14 protein-coding genes and 1 pseudogene are annotated in these 14629 nt (G+C 69.5%); 5 read left to right on the forward strand and 10 right to left on the reverse strand.

What is annotated here, in order from left to right:
- The first annotated feature begins 16 nt into the window (after positions 1 to 16).
- Together BN1193_RS15140 and BN1193_RS15150 are read left to right on the forward strand one after the other, a co-directional pair.
- On the forward strand, positions 17 to 2533 hold the full coding sequence (locus BN1193_RS15140) for a DEAD/DEAH box helicase (protein WP_040167705.1): 2517 nt from the start codon (positions 17 to 19) through the stop codon (positions 2531 to 2533).
- Positions 2534 to 3042: 509 nt separating this feature from the next.
- On the forward strand, positions 3043 to 3555 hold the full coding sequence (locus tag BN1193_RS15150) for a hypothetical protein (protein WP_040167710.1): 513 nt from the start codon (positions 3043 to 3045) through the stop codon (positions 3553 to 3555).
- Between the two features lie 48 nt (positions 3556 to 3603).
- Here the strand turns inward: BN1193_RS15150 and BN1193_RS15155 are convergent, their stop codons facing one another.
- From BN1193_RS15155 to BN1193_RS15175, 5 genes are read right to left on the reverse strand one after another with little or no spacing between them, the layout of a single operon-like run.
- Complete coding sequence (locus tag BN1193_RS15155) at positions 3604 to 4527, reverse strand: sensor histidine kinase (protein ID WP_052460848.1); 924 nt, start codon at positions 4525 to 4527, stop codon at positions 3604 to 3606.
- Complete coding sequence (locus tag BN1193_RS15160) at positions 4524 to 5243, reverse strand: response regulator transcription factor (protein WP_040167712.1); 720 nt, start codon at positions 5241 to 5243, stop codon at positions 4524 to 4526. Before BN1193_RS15160 ends, BN1193_RS15155 begins: the two co-directional genes overlap by 4 nt.
- Positions 5240 to 5641 (reverse strand): DUF4190 domain-containing protein, encoded by a 402-nt coding sequence (locus BN1193_RS15165; protein ID WP_052460849.1) that lies wholly within the window; start codon positions 5639 to 5641, stop codon positions 5240 to 5242. Before BN1193_RS15165 ends, BN1193_RS15160 begins: the two co-directional genes overlap by 4 nt.
- A 13-nt stretch (positions 5642 to 5654) precedes the next feature.
- Positions 5655 to 6191 (reverse strand): hypothetical protein, encoded by a 537-nt coding sequence (locus BN1193_RS15170; RefSeq protein WP_040167713.1) that lies wholly within the window; start codon positions 6189 to 6191, stop codon positions 5655 to 5657.
- 5 nt (positions 6192 to 6196) lie between these two features.
- Positions 6197 to 7405: an OmpA family protein gene (locus BN1193_RS15175; RefSeq protein ID WP_052460850.1), complete on the reverse strand. Its 1209-nt coding sequence runs from the start codon at positions 7403 to 7405 to the stop codon at positions 6197 to 6199.
- Between the two features lie 194 nt (positions 7406 to 7599).
- Here BN1193_RS15175 and BN1193_RS15180 point away from each other — a divergent pair, with 194 nt between their 5' ends.
- On the forward strand, positions 7600 to 8049 hold the full coding sequence (locus tag BN1193_RS15180) for a hypothetical protein (RefSeq protein WP_141396704.1): 450 nt from the start codon (positions 7600 to 7602) through the stop codon (positions 8047 to 8049).
- Positions 8050 to 8083: 34 nt separating this feature from the next.
- Entirely contained in the window at positions 8084 to 8440 is a 357-nt protein-coding gene (locus tag BN1193_RS15185) for an ABC transporter permease (RefSeq protein ID WP_230206523.1), read from the forward strand.
- A gap of 1 nt (position 8441) precedes the next feature.
- Here the strand turns inward: BN1193_RS15185 and BN1193_RS15190 are convergent, their stop codons facing one another.
- The 3 genes from BN1193_RS15190 to BN1193_RS15200 are packed head-to-tail and all read right to left on the reverse strand — an operon-like array spanning position 8442 to position 10537.
- The gene (locus BN1193_RS15190; RefSeq protein ID WP_141396705.1) at positions 8442 to 9218 is read right to left on the reverse strand and encodes a hypothetical protein; all 777 of its coding nucleotides are present in this window, start codon (positions 9216 to 9218) and stop codon (positions 8442 to 8444) included.
- Between the two features lie 50 nt (positions 9219 to 9268).
- On the reverse strand, positions 9269 to 9682 hold the full coding sequence (locus BN1193_RS15195) for an SRPBCC family protein (protein ID WP_040167718.1): 414 nt from the start codon (positions 9680 to 9682) through the stop codon (positions 9269 to 9271).
- Positions 9683 to 9742: 60 nt separating this feature from the next.
- Entirely contained in the window at positions 9743 to 10537 is a 795-nt protein-coding gene (locus BN1193_RS15200) for an SDR family oxidoreductase (RefSeq protein ID WP_230206524.1), read from the reverse strand.
- Between the two features lie 77 nt (positions 10538 to 10614).
- Between BN1193_RS15200 and BN1193_RS15205 the strand changes: the two genes are divergently transcribed.
- Positions 10615 to 11484 (forward strand): helix-turn-helix transcriptional regulator, encoded by an 870-nt coding sequence (locus BN1193_RS15205; protein ID WP_040167720.1) that lies wholly within the window; start codon positions 10615 to 10617, stop codon positions 11482 to 11484.
- Between the two features lie 241 nt (positions 11485 to 11725).
- On the opposite strand, the pseudogene BN1193_RS15210 reads toward BN1193_RS15205, so the two are convergent.
- Together BN1193_RS15210 and BN1193_RS15215 are read right to left on the reverse strand one after the other, a co-directional pair.
- A pseudogene (locus tag BN1193_RS15210) lies at positions 11726 to 12736 on the reverse strand (ATP-dependent helicase C-terminal domain-containing protein); the annotation flags it as partial.
- Between the two features lie 172 nt (positions 12737 to 12908).
- Positions 12909 to 14621 carry a helicase-related protein gene (locus tag BN1193_RS15215; RefSeq protein WP_052460851.1) on the reverse strand — a complete coding sequence of 571 codons (1713 nt, stop codon included), beginning with the start codon at positions 14619 to 14621 and terminating at the stop codon, positions 12909 to 12911.
- Positions 14622 to 14629 lie beyond the last annotated feature (8 nt).

A 14629-nucleotide genomic window follows, 5' to 3' on the forward strand; every position in this document is an offset into this window, starting at 1 on the left:
GGGACAATGGAGGGACATGTCCTCCTCCGCGCCGCTTGATCCGTCCGCCCTCCGTGCCGCCGTCGATGGCCCGCCCGCCGCCGATGACGTGTACGAGGCGTTCGTGACGTGGGCGGAGTCCACCGGGCTCACGCTGTATCCGGCGCAGGACGAAGCGCTGATCGAGATCGTCTCCGGGAACAACCTCATCCTGTCCACGCCGACCGGAACCGGAAAGTCCCTCGTCGCCGCCGGGGCGCATTTCGCCGCCCTCGCCGCCGGACGACGAACGTACTACACCGCCCCGATCAAGGCCCTCGTCAGCGAGAAGTTCTTCGCCCTCGTGGACCTCTTCGGCGCGGAGAACGTCGGCATGGTGACCGGCGACTCGTCCGTCAACGCCGACGCCCCGATCATCTGCTGCACCGCCGAGATCCTCGCCAACCTCGCCCTGCGCGGAGGCGAGGACGCCGAGGTCGGCCAGGTCGTGATGGACGAGTTCCACTTCTACGCCGACCCGGACCGCGGCTGGGCCTGGCAGGTGCCGATCCTGACGCTGCCGCAGGCCCAGTTCGTGCTGCTGTCCGCCACCCTCGGCGATGTCACCGACCTCGCCGATGACCTCTCTCGCCGCACCGGACGCGAGACCGCCGTCGTCACGGGTGTGGAGCGTCCGGTGCCGCTGCACTTCGAGTACCAGACCGCCCCGATCCACGAGACGATCGAGGAGCTGCTGCACACCGATCGCGCGCCGATCTACATCGTCCATTTCAGTCAGGCCGCGGCGATGGAACGCGCGCAGTCGCTGATGTCGATGAAGATCACCAGCCGCGAGCAGCGCGACGAGATCGCGGAGCTCATCGGCGGATTCCGCTTCACCACGAGCTTCGGCAAGACGCTGAACAACTTCCTGCGGATGGGCATCGGCGTCCACCACGCCGGCATGCTGCCGAAGTACCGCCGCCTGGTCGAACAGCTCGCCCAGCGCGGTCTGCTCAAGGTCATCTGCGGCACGGACACGCTCGGCGTCGGCATCAACGTCCCGATCCGGACCGTCCTCCTCACCGCGCTGACGAAGTTCGACGGTCAGCGCATGCGGCACCTGAACGCCCGCGAGTTCCACCAGATCGCCGGACGTGCGGGACGCGCCGGGTTCGACACCGCCGGAAACGTCGTCGCTCAGGCGCCCGAGCACGAGACCGAAAATCTCGCGATGATCAAGAAGGCCGGCGACGACCCGAAGAAGAAGCGCAAGATCATCCGGAAGAAGGCGCCGGAGGGCTTCGTGTCCTGGGGTGAGCCGTCGTTCACGAAGATGACCACGGCCGAGCCGGAGACCCTGACCAGCAGCATGCAGATCACCTCGGCGATGCTGCTGAACATGATCTCGCGCGGCGGCGACGTGTTCACGAACGTCCGGTCCCTGATCAACGACAACCATGAGCCGCTGGCCCGCCGTTACGACCTCGCCCGCCGGGCCCTCGCGATCTATCGCACGCTGAAGGAGGCGGAGGTCATCGAGGTGGGGCCGGACGGGCAGCCACGACTGACCGTCGACCTGCAGCAGAACTTCGCGCTGAACCAGCCGCTGTCGCCGTTCGCCCTCGCCGCGTTCGATCTGCTCGACCCGGAGTCGCCGACCTACGCGCTGGACATGATCTCCATCGTCGAGGCCACCCTCGATGACCCGCGCGCGGTGCTGTCCCAGCAGGAGTACAAGGCCCGCGGCGAGGCCGTCGCGGAGATGAAGCGCGAGGGCATCGAATACGACGAGCGCATGGAGCTGCTCGAGTCGGTCACCTACCCGAAACCGCTGGAGGAGCTGCTGACGGCGACGTTCGAGGTGTTCGCGTCCAGCCAGCCCTGGGTGAAGGACTACGAGCTGCACCCGAAGAGCGTCGTGCGCGACATGTACGAGCGCGCGATGTCGTTCGGCGAGTTCGTCGGTTTCTATCAGATCGCCCGGTCCGAGGGCGTGGTGCTGCGTTACCTGTCCGACGCCTACCGCGCGGCGACGCACACGATCCCGGATGAGAAGAAGAACGACGACCTGCGCGACCTCATCGAGTGGCTGGGTGAGCTCGTGCGGCAGGTCGACTCGTCGCTCCTGGACGAGTGGGAGGAACTGGTGTCCCCCGGTGCCGCTCACGCCGACGACGACGCGCCGATCGTCCCGCCGGCACCGAAGCGGCTCACCTCCAACGTGCGCGCGTTCCGGATCCTGGTGCGCAACGAGCTGTTCCGCCGCGTGCAGCTCGCCGCCCGTGATGACGCCGACGCCCTGGCCGAGCTCGACCCGACATTCGGGTACGACAACTGGGTCACGGCGCTGGACGCCTACTACGACGAGCACGACGAGCTCCTGGTCACCCCGGACGCGCGGTCCGCCGCGATGATCATGATCACCGAGGGCCCGGAGTCGTGGACGGTCCGGCAGATCTTCGCCGACCCCGCCGGGGACCACGACTGGGGAATCTCCGCCACGGTGGACCTCGCCGCCTCCGACGAGGCCGGCGCCGCGGTCGTCACGGTGACGAGCGTCGGCCAACTCTGACGCTCACACACGCACCGTCGCGATAAGACGTGTGGGATTTTGCGGGCTGAGCCGCCTTTTCGGCCCGCTGGGCCGGATCCGGTCCGGGGAACTGAGGTTCTTGACGCTTCCGTCAAACGTCAGGGGTATTTACCTCGAATTCGTCCGTCCGGTCGCGTGCGCCGGGCGCATCCTGGTTGTGCAGGCGCGGTCCGGGACCACCATCGTGACTGCTTCGGGAAGGCGAAGCCGCCGCCCGCCACACGATTTCACGGAGGACATCATGGACCAGAGCACCACCACTTTCGACGCCGACGCTTACGACTTCGCCGCCACGCCGGTCTGGTACGACCGTCACCCGTCCCAGGCTGAGGGCGACGACTACTGAGTCGCCGACCGACACCCGAAGGCTCCGGACCACGATGGTCCGGAGCCTTCGTCGTTCCTCCCCAGCGTGATTCCGGCCGCGACTGATTCGGGGAGCGCCGGGAACGTGACTCCCGACCCGAGGACCTCGCCAAACTCGGGCCATGCACACGATCGCCCGCACCCTCACCGTTCTGGTCTCCGCGGCCCTCCTCGCCGGTTGCTCTCCCGGGTTGGTCGCCTCGCGCGAGGTGCGCAGCCCCGTAGCCCCAGCACCCACTTACCCGGTCACCGAGGACATCGATCCCGAGTACGCGAATGTCGCGATGGACACCCTCCGGCTGTACTTCGCCTCACGCGATGCGTGGGATCCATCCGACCCCTCCACACTCGCGCGCACGCTGTCGTATACGACGGAGGACCGGGCCCGCGACGAACGTCGGTGGTTCGCGGCGCTGGAGCCGGACGACGACATGTCCGTGATCGGAATCGTCTGGGCGCAGCCGCAGTTCTCGGACTCTTCGTCCACCAGCATCTCGATGTGCGTCACACAGAAGGACCCTGCAGACGACGACATCGCGATGATCGCGTTCTTCGTCTGGAGCATCACCTCACCGACCCACCTGGCGCTGCACACCATGTTCCGCGACGACGATCCACCCCTGCCATGCCCCTGACGCCCACCTCAACCCACCCCGGGTGGATGACGACGCTGCGGACGGCGGTCAGCGGCGGGCGGCGGGCAGCCGCAGGCGCACACTGGTGCCGCGGCCGGGCTGGGAGCGCAGCGTGACCTCGCCGCCGTGGCGCTCGACCACCACGCGGACGAGGGACAGCCCGAGGCCGGAGCCCTCCACGCCGCGGGCATCGGTCGATCGCCACAGCTCGTCCCAGACGAAGGGCAGGTCCTCGGTACGGATGCCCCAGCCGGTGTCCGCCACATCCAGCACGACGTCGGCGCCGTCCTCGCTGCCGCGCACCTCGATCCGCGCGCCCTCCGAGGAGTACTTGACCGCATTCAGCACGATGTTGCGGACGACCACCGCGAGCAGGTCGGCGTCGCCCGACACGGGCGGCAGCGGCCATGGCACGGTGGGGAACGCGGTGCTGATCTGTCGCTGCGCGCCGCGGGCGGCGAGCTCCTCACGGATCGCGCCGACCTCCTCCTCGACGAGGGCGCTGAGGTCGACCGGCACACTCTCGATCGTCCGCGTCTCCAGTTCGCTGAGACCACGCAATTGCCCGACGAGCGTCGCGAGCCGGCTCGCCTGCGTGGCGGCGATGCGCACGTTCTGCACCGGCGCCGGGCCGTCCACCGCGAGCGCGGACCGAATCGCGGTGACGGGGTTCTTCAGCTCATGATCCAGTCGCGCGAGGAACCGGCGGTGGGAGGCTCGCGCCTCCCGCTCGGCGCCATCGCGAGCCTCGACGAGAGCCCGACCGCGGCGGGCGCGCGTCGCCGGCAGGGCGAGCAGCAGTACGCCCAGCAGCAGCGTGACGACGAGGCCGAGTCCGACCAGGACCGTCGCCAGTGGCACGCGAAGCTCGAAGACGCCCCCACCCCCGGCGACACCGACGATCGCCGCGACGACGCCGAGCAGCACGAGCGGGGCGAACACGACCAGCCAGCGCCACCAGGTGCGGGTCATGCCGGGCTCACCCGTCCGACGAAGCGGTACCCCTCACCGGTGACGGTCTCGATGAACAGCGGGTCCTGCGGCTCATCCCGGAGCACCCGGCGCAGTTCGGCGATGCGGTGGTCCACGGCGCGCGTGGTGACGGCGAACTCGAAACCCCACAGCACGCTGAGCAGATGCTCGCGCGTGTGCACCTCGCCGGGGTGCATCATCAGATACTCCAGCAGGCCGAACGCCTTCGGGGTGAGGTCGACGACGCTCCCGCCGAGCACCGCACGTCGTCCGGTGCGGTCCAATCGGAGGTCGCCGCTGATCAGGCCGGACGAGGCGGTGAGAGGCCGCCCGCCACCCGCGGTCCGGCGCAGCACGGCTCGGATGCGGGCGACGAGCTCCGGCGGGTCGAACGGCTTGCCGAGGTAGTCGTCGGCGCCGTCCTCCAGGGCTGCCGTGCGCTCGAAGGACTCGTCGACCTTGGTCAGCATGATCACTGGCGTCCAGGACTCCGCTTCCCGCAGGCGACGCACCAGCTCCCGCCCGTCCATGCGGGGCATCAGGACGTCGGAGACGACGATGTCCGGAGCCACGGTGCCGTAGCGCGCGAGCGCGTCAAGACCGTCTCCGGCGACGTGCACCTCGAATCCGCTGCGCTCCAGGAACGGGGCGAGGGTGGCGGTGATGGCCTCCTCGTCGTCCACGAGAAGCACGCGAGGCCGAGGTGTGTCGGTCATGAGTACGTCGTCGTGCCCCACATCGCAACGCCACCGGCGAAGAGGAACATGAACAGGATGCCGAGCACCACGGACGCCAGAGAGATGTAGCCGATGATCACCCCGGCGAGAGCGAAGCCGCGTCCGTTCTCTCCGGTCGATTTGATCTGCGACAGGGCGACGTGACCGAGGATCACGCCCAGCAGGCTGAGGCCGAGCAGCGACAGGATCATCGAGGCGATCGCGAGCCCACTGGTCGGCCGCGCCGGCGGGTAGGCGTAGGGCTGTCCCGGCGCCTGGTACGCGTACGGCTGGGGTGCGACCGGCTGTCCGTAGAAGGCCTGCGCCGGGGGTGCCGGCGGATACGGCTGCAGCGGAACCGTCGGTTGCGTCGTCTGGTGTGCGTATGGGTCGGTCATGATCTCTCCCGGTTCAGTGGGCGGGTCCGGCGATGTTCGCGGTGCCGTCGTCGATGACCTCCGGTGCTCCGGAGAACCATTCGACGGTGGCGCCGACGGCTCGCTCGGTGAGCCGTACGGTTTCAGCGGTGTCCACGCTCACGATAACGCTCGGAGCGTTCACGACGACGGTCCCGATGTCACCGGCGATGACGGTCGTGGACGTACCGCTCACGGTCAGGTCTTCGCAGGACCCTTCGAGTCGAATCGTCGCGCCTACGGTGTCGATGTCGAGGGTGCCGCCGGGACACGTCACCACGGTGGGATCGGTCACGGCGTCGCGAACGGTGGATGTCTTCGTGGCCGGGCTGTCGCCGGCGGGAGCGTTCGTCGACGGGTTCACCGGCGGCGCGTCCGGTTCGGCGACCGGAGACTTCGGCTCGGACGCGGGAGTCGAGTCGGCCCGCGGCGAAGCCGGTCCGCCGTTCGGGACGAAGACGACGGAGCACCCGGAGAGGGCAAGGGCGACCAGCAGGGCACCGGCGGCGAGAAGGTTTCGACGGATCATCATGAGCGTCAGAACGCCGGGATGAAGATCTCGACGCGACGGTTCAACTGCCGTCCGGCGGGGTTGTCGTGGCCGTCGACCTCGTTCGCCGCGACCGGCGCCGACTCGCCGTAGCCCTCGACGGTCAGGGTGCCGGTGACACCGCGGGACACGAGCGCGTCGACGACGGACTGCGCGCGCCGCTCGGAGAGATCCTGGTTGTACGCGTCGTCACCGATGGCGTCAGTGTGGCCGCCGATCTCCGCGGCCGGGACGTTCAGCTCCTTCAGCGCCGCGGCGAGCTCGTCGAGGGTCGCGGACGCGTCCGGGCGGATGTCGGACTTGTCGAAGTCGAACAGCACACCGTCCTGCAGGGTGATCGTCGTGCCGCAGGACGTGATCGGTGCGATCACACCCATCGGCGGAAAGGTTCCGATCGGCGCTTCCGGGGCGATCGGGTCGGCCGCGATGTCCGTGCCGTTCACTCGGGCCGTGCCGTCGCCGTAGTTGTGGATGTCCAGGTCGGCGGTGACATAGCTGCCGGACCCGTCACCGTAGTTGTGGATCTCGACGGTGCTGTCGATGTACTCGGCCGAACCGTCACCGTAGTTCCACTGCTCGACTCCGGACGCCTTGTACGAGCCGGATCCGTCGCCGTAGACCCAGGTCTCCCCGGTCGGCGTCGTGGCCGACCCGGACCCGTCGCCGTAGTTCTGGATCGTGAGCTGGTCGGACTCGTAGGAGCCGGAACCGTCACCGTAGACCGTGGAGGTCACCCCGTTCGCGGTGAAGGTGCCGGAACCGTCGCCGTAGTTCTGCGTGGAGCCGTCGGGGCCGGTGTAGTTGCCGGACCCGTCGCCGTACAGCAGTGCCGTGCCGCGGCCGGCGGCACGCTCGGTCATGTCGCCACACGCCGCGGGTCGGATGTCCAACCCGGGCCGGGGGGTGAGGTCGGCGGTGAGGTCGATCGCGAAGCCCGCGAGCGACGCGTCCAGCAGAGAGATGTCCGGCAGCGTAAACAGCGGCACCGGCGGGAACTGTCCGGGTGCATAGCCGGCGACGGTCGCCACGTCCGGGTCTGCGTCGGCGTTCTCGGCAGGTGCCGCGGCGGGCTGTGCGGCGGCTGCCGTCGTCGCGGGTGCCGTCGCGGCGGGGCCACCCGCACAGCCGGCGAGGACGCCGACGGAGGCGAGGGTCAGGGCGGTCGCGACGAGTGCGCGGTGCGTGATCTGGCTCATGACATCAACGCTAGGAACGCGGCGGCGCGCGCTGGTCGCACTGCTGTCGCAGTCCTGTCGCAGATCTGCGACAGCCCCGGCGCGAACGTCTCCCCCGTCATTCCGGCTCTCTCCCCACGGTCGAAATGTGGTCTCAGGCTAACCCGCCTCCGATGCTCAGGGGGAATTCACGTTTCGCGCCTAGGGTCGGCCGCGTGAAAAATCGATTGATCGTTCTGCCCTTCGCCACCGTCGCCCTGATCGCCGCCTTGGCCGGTTGCTCCGGCACCGGGTCCGGAGGCGCCGGCACTGCCTCCGCCACCGCCGACTCCGGATCCCAGAAGACCACGGTCGGCGGCGTCGTTCTCGTTCCCTCCGACGCCGCGGCATCCGAGAAGGCGGAGACGTGCGTTCCGACGTCCGACTTCGCGGACGTGAAGGAAGGCACCCCGGTAGAGATCACCAACGACGGCGGTGACAAGCTGGGCGAGGCGAAGCTCACTCCGCTGTCCGCCCAGGGCGACGACTGCGCCCTGTCGTTCTTCATCTCCGACCTCAAGCGTGGCGAGAAGGACTACAAGGTCACCGTCGGCGAGCGCGACGGCGGCTCTTTCGCCGAGAACGACCTCTTCGCCGCCGGTGAGCGTCGCATCACCCTGAAGTAGCGGACCCGATAGTGCGGAATTCGCGCTCCGCCCGATGTTCCGAGCGGAGCGCGAATCCCTGAACCACTTCTCCGTCTATGTGCTGAGCGGACTGTGCGCCGGTCTGGCCGGGATGCTCACCGCGGCCTACTCGTCCTCGGGTGTGCCGAACGTCGGGGTCGGCCTGGAGCTCTCCGCGATCTCCGCCGTGGTGATCGGCGGCACGCTGCTGTCCGGCGGGCGCGGCAACCTCGTCGGAACGACCGCTGGTGTGCTGCTGCTCACCGTCATTCAGAACCTCATCAACCAGGTCGGGTCGCTGACGAGCTCGGTGCAGGCGGTGGTCTCCGGTGCGTTCCTCGCGATCGTCGTGATCATCCAGACGGTCCTGTCCCGCACTCAGAGGTTGTAGCTCAGTCGCGTGTCCGTCCGCGCGTGCGAACGCCGGCGAGCACCCCGCCCCCGAGACCGAGCACCCCGAGGACGACGAGTCCGCGTGCGGTCATCCCCGTCGAACAGAACGCCACGAAGTGGTCCGTGCCGATGCTGCTGAAGAGGGCGTCATCGAGGGACGTTCCGGACAGGAACGACGAGGTCTCCCCGGTGAGGTCGGTGGACGCCGTGGGAATCGCGGGGGTCCGGCCCACCGTCACGGCGGCGATCGACGGACACGTGGTCGCCATGCCGTCGGGATGCCCGATGCGGATCGGCATGAGGAGCAGGGCGAGGGCGACGACGGCTACTGCGGCCGCTGACCAGGACAGCGCGAGATCGCGCCCCGACGGGACCGGGCGCGGCAACGCGAGTGCCGGCGGTGCCGTGGGTCCGGCACCCGACCCGCGGCGCCCGGCTCCGAGCGGATCGCGCCGCCACCGCACCGCGAGCGCCAGGGCGATCAGGGCTGTGGCGATGGCCACCACCACTGCCACGCGGCGCGAGACGACCGCCGTGTTGCATGCCACGATGGTCGCGTCGTAGGCGTCCATCGCGTCGAAATCCGGTCTCTCGGAGGATTCGAGGTACATGTAGATCGGCGTGACCAGCGGGCGGAAGTCCGCGACCGCACCGCAGGTCACCCAGGAAGACCAGCTCACAAGCGCGACCACGGGCGCGAAGAAGAGGATGAGCGCCACCACCCCGACGCCCACCGGAATCGCCCATCGCCGCGTCGACACAGCACTCTCCCCCACGGCGCGATTGTAATCGGGGCTCGGGCGGTGTCCCTGCGCCCGGATTCGTGTCAGATCGCGCCAGGCGGCTGGATCCGCAGGACGGCGGCGAGCGTGGCGAGGTCAGCGCGAACGGCCGCCACATCGTCCTCGAACTCCGTGTCAGTCGCACCCGCCAGGCGGTTGACGGTGAAGATCACCTCGGCGCCGTCCGGATGCGGCACCACGCGCATCGGGTTGTGGAAGACCGTCCCGTCCGCCGTGATGATCTCGTGGTCGAGCACGCCGTCCGTGTTGCGCGGTGCGAACCGGATCTCGATCGGGCCGAGCGGCGATTCCGCCATCCACCGTCCGCCGACCTCCGTCACGCCGGTGGCGAGCCCTGCGGCCCACTCCGGCAGGTGCGCCGGATCCACCGCGTACGCGTACACATCCTCCGGCGCTGCGGCGATGACCACGCTCACATCCTGCGACTCAGCACCCATACCGCCATTGTCTCGCCATGCGGGGTTCGAGAGCCCCCATCACAACCTGGAGCACAGCGGTCAGGCTTGCAGAGTGGGCAGGATCATCACCTGGCGGAGATTCACGTTCGCCGGACGGGTGACGACGTAGTGAACGAGATCGGCGATGTCGACAGCCTTGATCGGCTCGATCGCGGCGAACATGCTCTGCAGCTCGCTCCGGAGTCGGTCATTGTCGAGATGCGTCCCCAACTCGGTATCAGTGAGACCGGGTTCGATGTTCGTGACCCGGACGCCGTCACGAGCGATCTCCGTGCGCTGCATTGCTGACAGCGCGGTCACAGCGGCTTTCGTGGCGGCATAGACGGCGTAATCGGGGAACACGACATGTGCGGCGATCGATGAGATGTTGATGATGTCCGCCGGTACGTCGTGTTTGTGGCCGAGCAAGTCGGGCAGAAATGCGCGGGTTACGCGCAGAAGTCCCGTGAGGTTCGTTTCGATCATCGTTTCCCATTCGTCGGAGCGTCCGTCGGACAGAGGATTGGCCAGCATGACGCCGGCGGCGTTGACGAGCAGATCCACTTCTCCCAGCGCTTCGTGAATCGTCGCGACCGCTGCCTCGACGTCAGTCTCGGAGGTGATGTCCGTTGTGACCGGGACGATGCGTCCTGGCCCATCGGAGAGTCCGGCGGCAAGCTGGTCAAGTTTCTCGGTGCGGCGCCCGAGCACCGCAACTGCGGCACCCTCGGCCACGAGACGCGCGGCGATTGCAGAACCCATCCCACCGCTTGCGCCAGTGATGACGGCCGTTCGATTGGAAAGGGGCATTGAGTTCGTGATTGATTCCATGAACTCACTCTCGAAGTACAGCATCGCGGGCGGAAGGTATCGGGTGTACCTAGGTCTGACGGGACCACCCACACCGTGACGGCGTCACAGATACTGGATGAATGGCATCGGAAATCGGCGACTTCCTCCGCGCCAAACGCGAACGGCTGACCCCCGAGGATTGTGGCCTCCCGAACTTCGGCCAACGCCGCGTCCCAGGCCTGCGACGAGAAGAAGTCGCGCTCCTGTCCGGGGTGAGCCCGGACTACTACGTGCGGCTGGAGCAGGGGCGAGCTCGCCAGGCGTCCGACCAGATACTCGACGCCGTCGCGAGAACCCTGCGTCTGGACGCCGTCGAGACCGAGCACCTGCACCGGCTCGTCCACCCCGACCGCGTGCAGCCCAGCTCCCCGAACCGTTCGACCCGAGCCGGAATTCTCGCGCTCCTTGACGCGATGACCGATGTTCCAGCGTTCGTGCTCGGACCGTGCATGGACATCATTGCCGCAAACCTCCTCGGCGACGCGGTCCTGGCGATGCCCCAAGACCCGCATCGGAGGAATGCAGCGCGACAGGTATTCCTCGACCCCGACGCGCGGGCGTATTACCCCGACTGGGAGAACGTCGCCATCGAAACCGCTGCCCACCTCCGGCGAGTGGTCGGCCTGCGTCCAGACGACCTCCGGCTCCGCAGCCTCATCGGCGAATTGACGATCGACAGCAAAGACTTCGCTCGGCTATGGGCCCGACAAGAGGTCGTCACGAAGTCCCACGGCACCAAGATCGTCCATCATCCGAATGCGGGCCGACTTGAGTTCTCCTACGAAACGCTCACGCTGCCCGGCGAACCCGACCAGATGCTCGTGACCTACACGCCATCCAACGAGACCACCCGCGACGCGCTCACCGCGCTCGGATCCTGGAACGCCGACGCCCCGACAGGACGACCGACGACCGCGACACCGCGAACCCCGGCGGCCCCTCAGGGCTGACCTGAGGAGGCCTCGCATGCCCGCGGCCCGCCGGCGCGCGCAGAAGGGTCGGCCTGCGGTCGTGCGCCCCGGGCCTCGCATTGCCGCGCAGATTCACACCTCGCACCAGCTCAGCGATCCTCGCCAAGGATCAGATTATTTCGACATTCCCGTCAGACTCGGTCGGGCAGCCGCCGACGCGTGCCCGATCACTCAGCGATCTTCAGCGCAGCCGGTCAGCAAACGCCATGGCCGGCAACAGTCAGCTACCTTCAGCGAGACGCTTCTTCGTCTTCGCCGTGGCGAGGGCTGTCTGCGGGTCCTCGGGCCAGGGGTGCTTCGGGTAGCGACCGCGCATCTCCGCGCGGACCTGAGCGTAGGGTCCGGCCCAGAACGAGGCGAGGTCCGCGGTCACGGCGAGCGGACGTCCGGCCGGCGAGAGCAGGTGGAACAGCACCGGCACGCGGCCGTTCACAAGATGCGGCGACGTGGTGAGGCCGAAGCACTCCTGGAGCTTCACCGCGACGACGGGCTGACCATCCGCGTCGTCCGGATAGCTGATGCGGATGCGGGACCCGCTGGGCACCGCCAGGCGTTCCGGGACGAGCTCGTCGAGTCGTGATGCCTCCGGCCACGGCAGCAGACGGCGCAGAGCCGAGGTGAGGTCCGCTTTCGCGGCGGACCCGCCGGCCGCGAGCGCATCGATCTCGGGCGCGAGCCAGTCGTCCAGGCGGCCCAGCAGGGCATCGTCGGACACGTCCGGCCACGGCTCCCCGAGGTGGCGGTGCAGCAGGGCGAGGCGTCCGCGGAGTTCGCGGGCGCCGTCCGTCCAGCGGAAGATGCCGAGGCCGTCGGTGGCGATCGCCCGGCGGACGGCGTCGTGCGCGCCCGGCGCTCCCTTCACCGGCACGGGTGCGGACGAGCGGACGATCGCCCCGACACGCTGTTCTCGGCGTGCGGTGGCGCGTCCGTCCGCGAAAGTCACCTCGACGCGGTCGGTGACGAGGTGACTCGCCGTCTGAAGTGCGGTGCCCTCGGTTATCGCGGCGGCTGCGCGGATGATGGCGCCGGTTCCGGCGGCGGCGCGCCCCTCGGCGCGGGTGACGTCGGTCACGACGATCCACGGTTCGCCGGCGAGGGGTCCGGTCAGTCCCGCGCGGGTGCCGGAGGCGAGGAGGAACACCGCTCCCCCGTCCGCGTTCGCCACCCGCCGCGCGATGCGGTCCGGGAACGCGAGTGCCGCAATGAGTCCGACGGCGTCGGCAGCGTGCGTGCGGGCGCGGGGTGCGGTCCCGGCGGCATCGTCGGGGACGGGGTGCGCGAGGCTGCCGGCGGGGGCCGACCGGCCGTCAGCTTCCGCGCGATGGTGCGCGCGGCCGGCTGAGGGGGAGGCGCGGTGCTGTCCGGTCCCGTCCGTGCCGACACGCCGATGGTCGTCCTGCCGCTCACGTGAGCTCGCATCTCCTCTGCGCGAGGCTGCCGGCGGGGGCCGACCGGCCGTCAGCTTCCGCGCGATGGTGCGCGCGGCCGGCTGAGGTGGAGGCGCGGTGCTGTCCGGTCCCGTCCGTGCCGACACGCCGATGGTCGTCCTGCCGCTCACGTGAGCTCGCATCTCCTCCCCCGCGTTCCGCGAGGCGTCGGAACCGTTTCACTTCGCGCTCCCACGCGCGGCTGGCCGGGTGGCGTCCGTCCCGGAGGGCGCGGACAGTGGCACCGAGATCGCCGTCCGTGGCGCGAATGTCGTCCGAGATGGCTGCGACGACCTCCGCGGCGGTGCGGGCGCCGACGAGTCCCGCACCGTCGAGCAGCGCGCGACCGAGGCGGGGGTCGGTGGGGATGCGGGCGAGGCGGCGTCCGGTGTCGGTGGCGCGGCCGTCGCCGTCGATGGCGCCGAGTCCGGTGAGTGTGGCAGTGGCCTGAGCGAGGGCGTCGGCCGGGAGCGGGTCCGGCATCCGGAGGCCGCGGCCGCCGGGGGCGCCCCAGCACGCCAGGAGGAGCGCGGCGTCGGTGAGGTCCGCGGTCCGGATCTCCGGCGTGGGAAACGCCGGAGCGGCGGCGAAGGTCCGTTCGTCGACGCAGCGGACGACGATTCCCGGGCCGAGGCGGGTGGCGCGGCCGGCGCGCTGGGTTGCGGAGGCGCGGGCGGCGGGGACGGTGACGAGTCCGGTCATGCCGCGTGCGGCGTCGCGACGGGGGACGCGGGCGAGGCAGGTGTCGATGACGAGGCGGACGCCGGGCACGGTGAGCGAGGACTCCGCGATGGCCGTGGTGACGACGATGCGCGGTCGTCCGCCGGGTTCGCGGCCGGCGAGGGCGCGGTCCTGTTCCGCGGCGGGGAGCTGCCCGTGGAGCTCGAGGACGTCGGTGTCAGCGGTGAGGTCGCGCAGATGCCGGGCGATGGTGGCGACGTCGCGGGCGGCGGGCGCGAAGACGAGCGCGTCGGCGTCCGGGGTGGTGCGGCGGAGGTCGCGGTGCGCGGCGGCCGCGGTGTCGGCGACGTGGCGGAGGTAGGTGGGAGTGATGCCGCGGTCATCCATGCGGGGTCCGGGCGGGGGCACCCAGCGGACCTCGAGCGGGTGGGCTTCGGCGGCGTGCGTGATGACCGGTGCCGGCGCGACGTCGGTTCCAAGGAGGGCGGCGTAGCGGTCCGCGTCGACGGTGGCGGACATGGCGATGAGGATGAGGTCGTCGCGCAGCTCCCGGACCTCGCCGAGCACGCCGAGCAAGAGGTCCGTCTCGAGTGCGCGTTCGTGGATTTCGTCGATGATGACCGCGCCGACGCCCTCGAGTCCGGGGTCGTCGAGGAGTCGGCGGAGCAAGACGCCCGGCGTGACCATCTCGATGCGCGCCCCGGGCTCGAGCACGCGGTCGCCGCGCACGGTGTACCCAACGCGTTCCCCGAGCCTGCTGCCGTCGAGCGTCGCGATCCGTCGCGCCGCCGCCGGTGCCGCCACCCGCCGCGGCTGGGTGACGACGACCCGTCCGGCGACGCGGTTCGCGACGAGCGGCGGCACGAGCGTCGTCTTGCCCGTGCCGGGCGGGGCCGAGAGCACGGCGACCGCGGAGGTGTCGAGGACAACGGCGAACTTCGGTACAACGGCCTCGAAAGCGAGCGGCTCCCGCGTGGCGGCTCGATCGGACGAGAATGTTCTTGGCATTGTCGCGT

It is taken from the genome of Microbacterium gorillae (assembly GCF_000826185.2).
Taxonomy (GTDB): domain Bacteria; phylum Actinomycetota; class Actinomycetes; order Actinomycetales; family Microbacteriaceae; genus Microbacterium; species Microbacterium gorillae.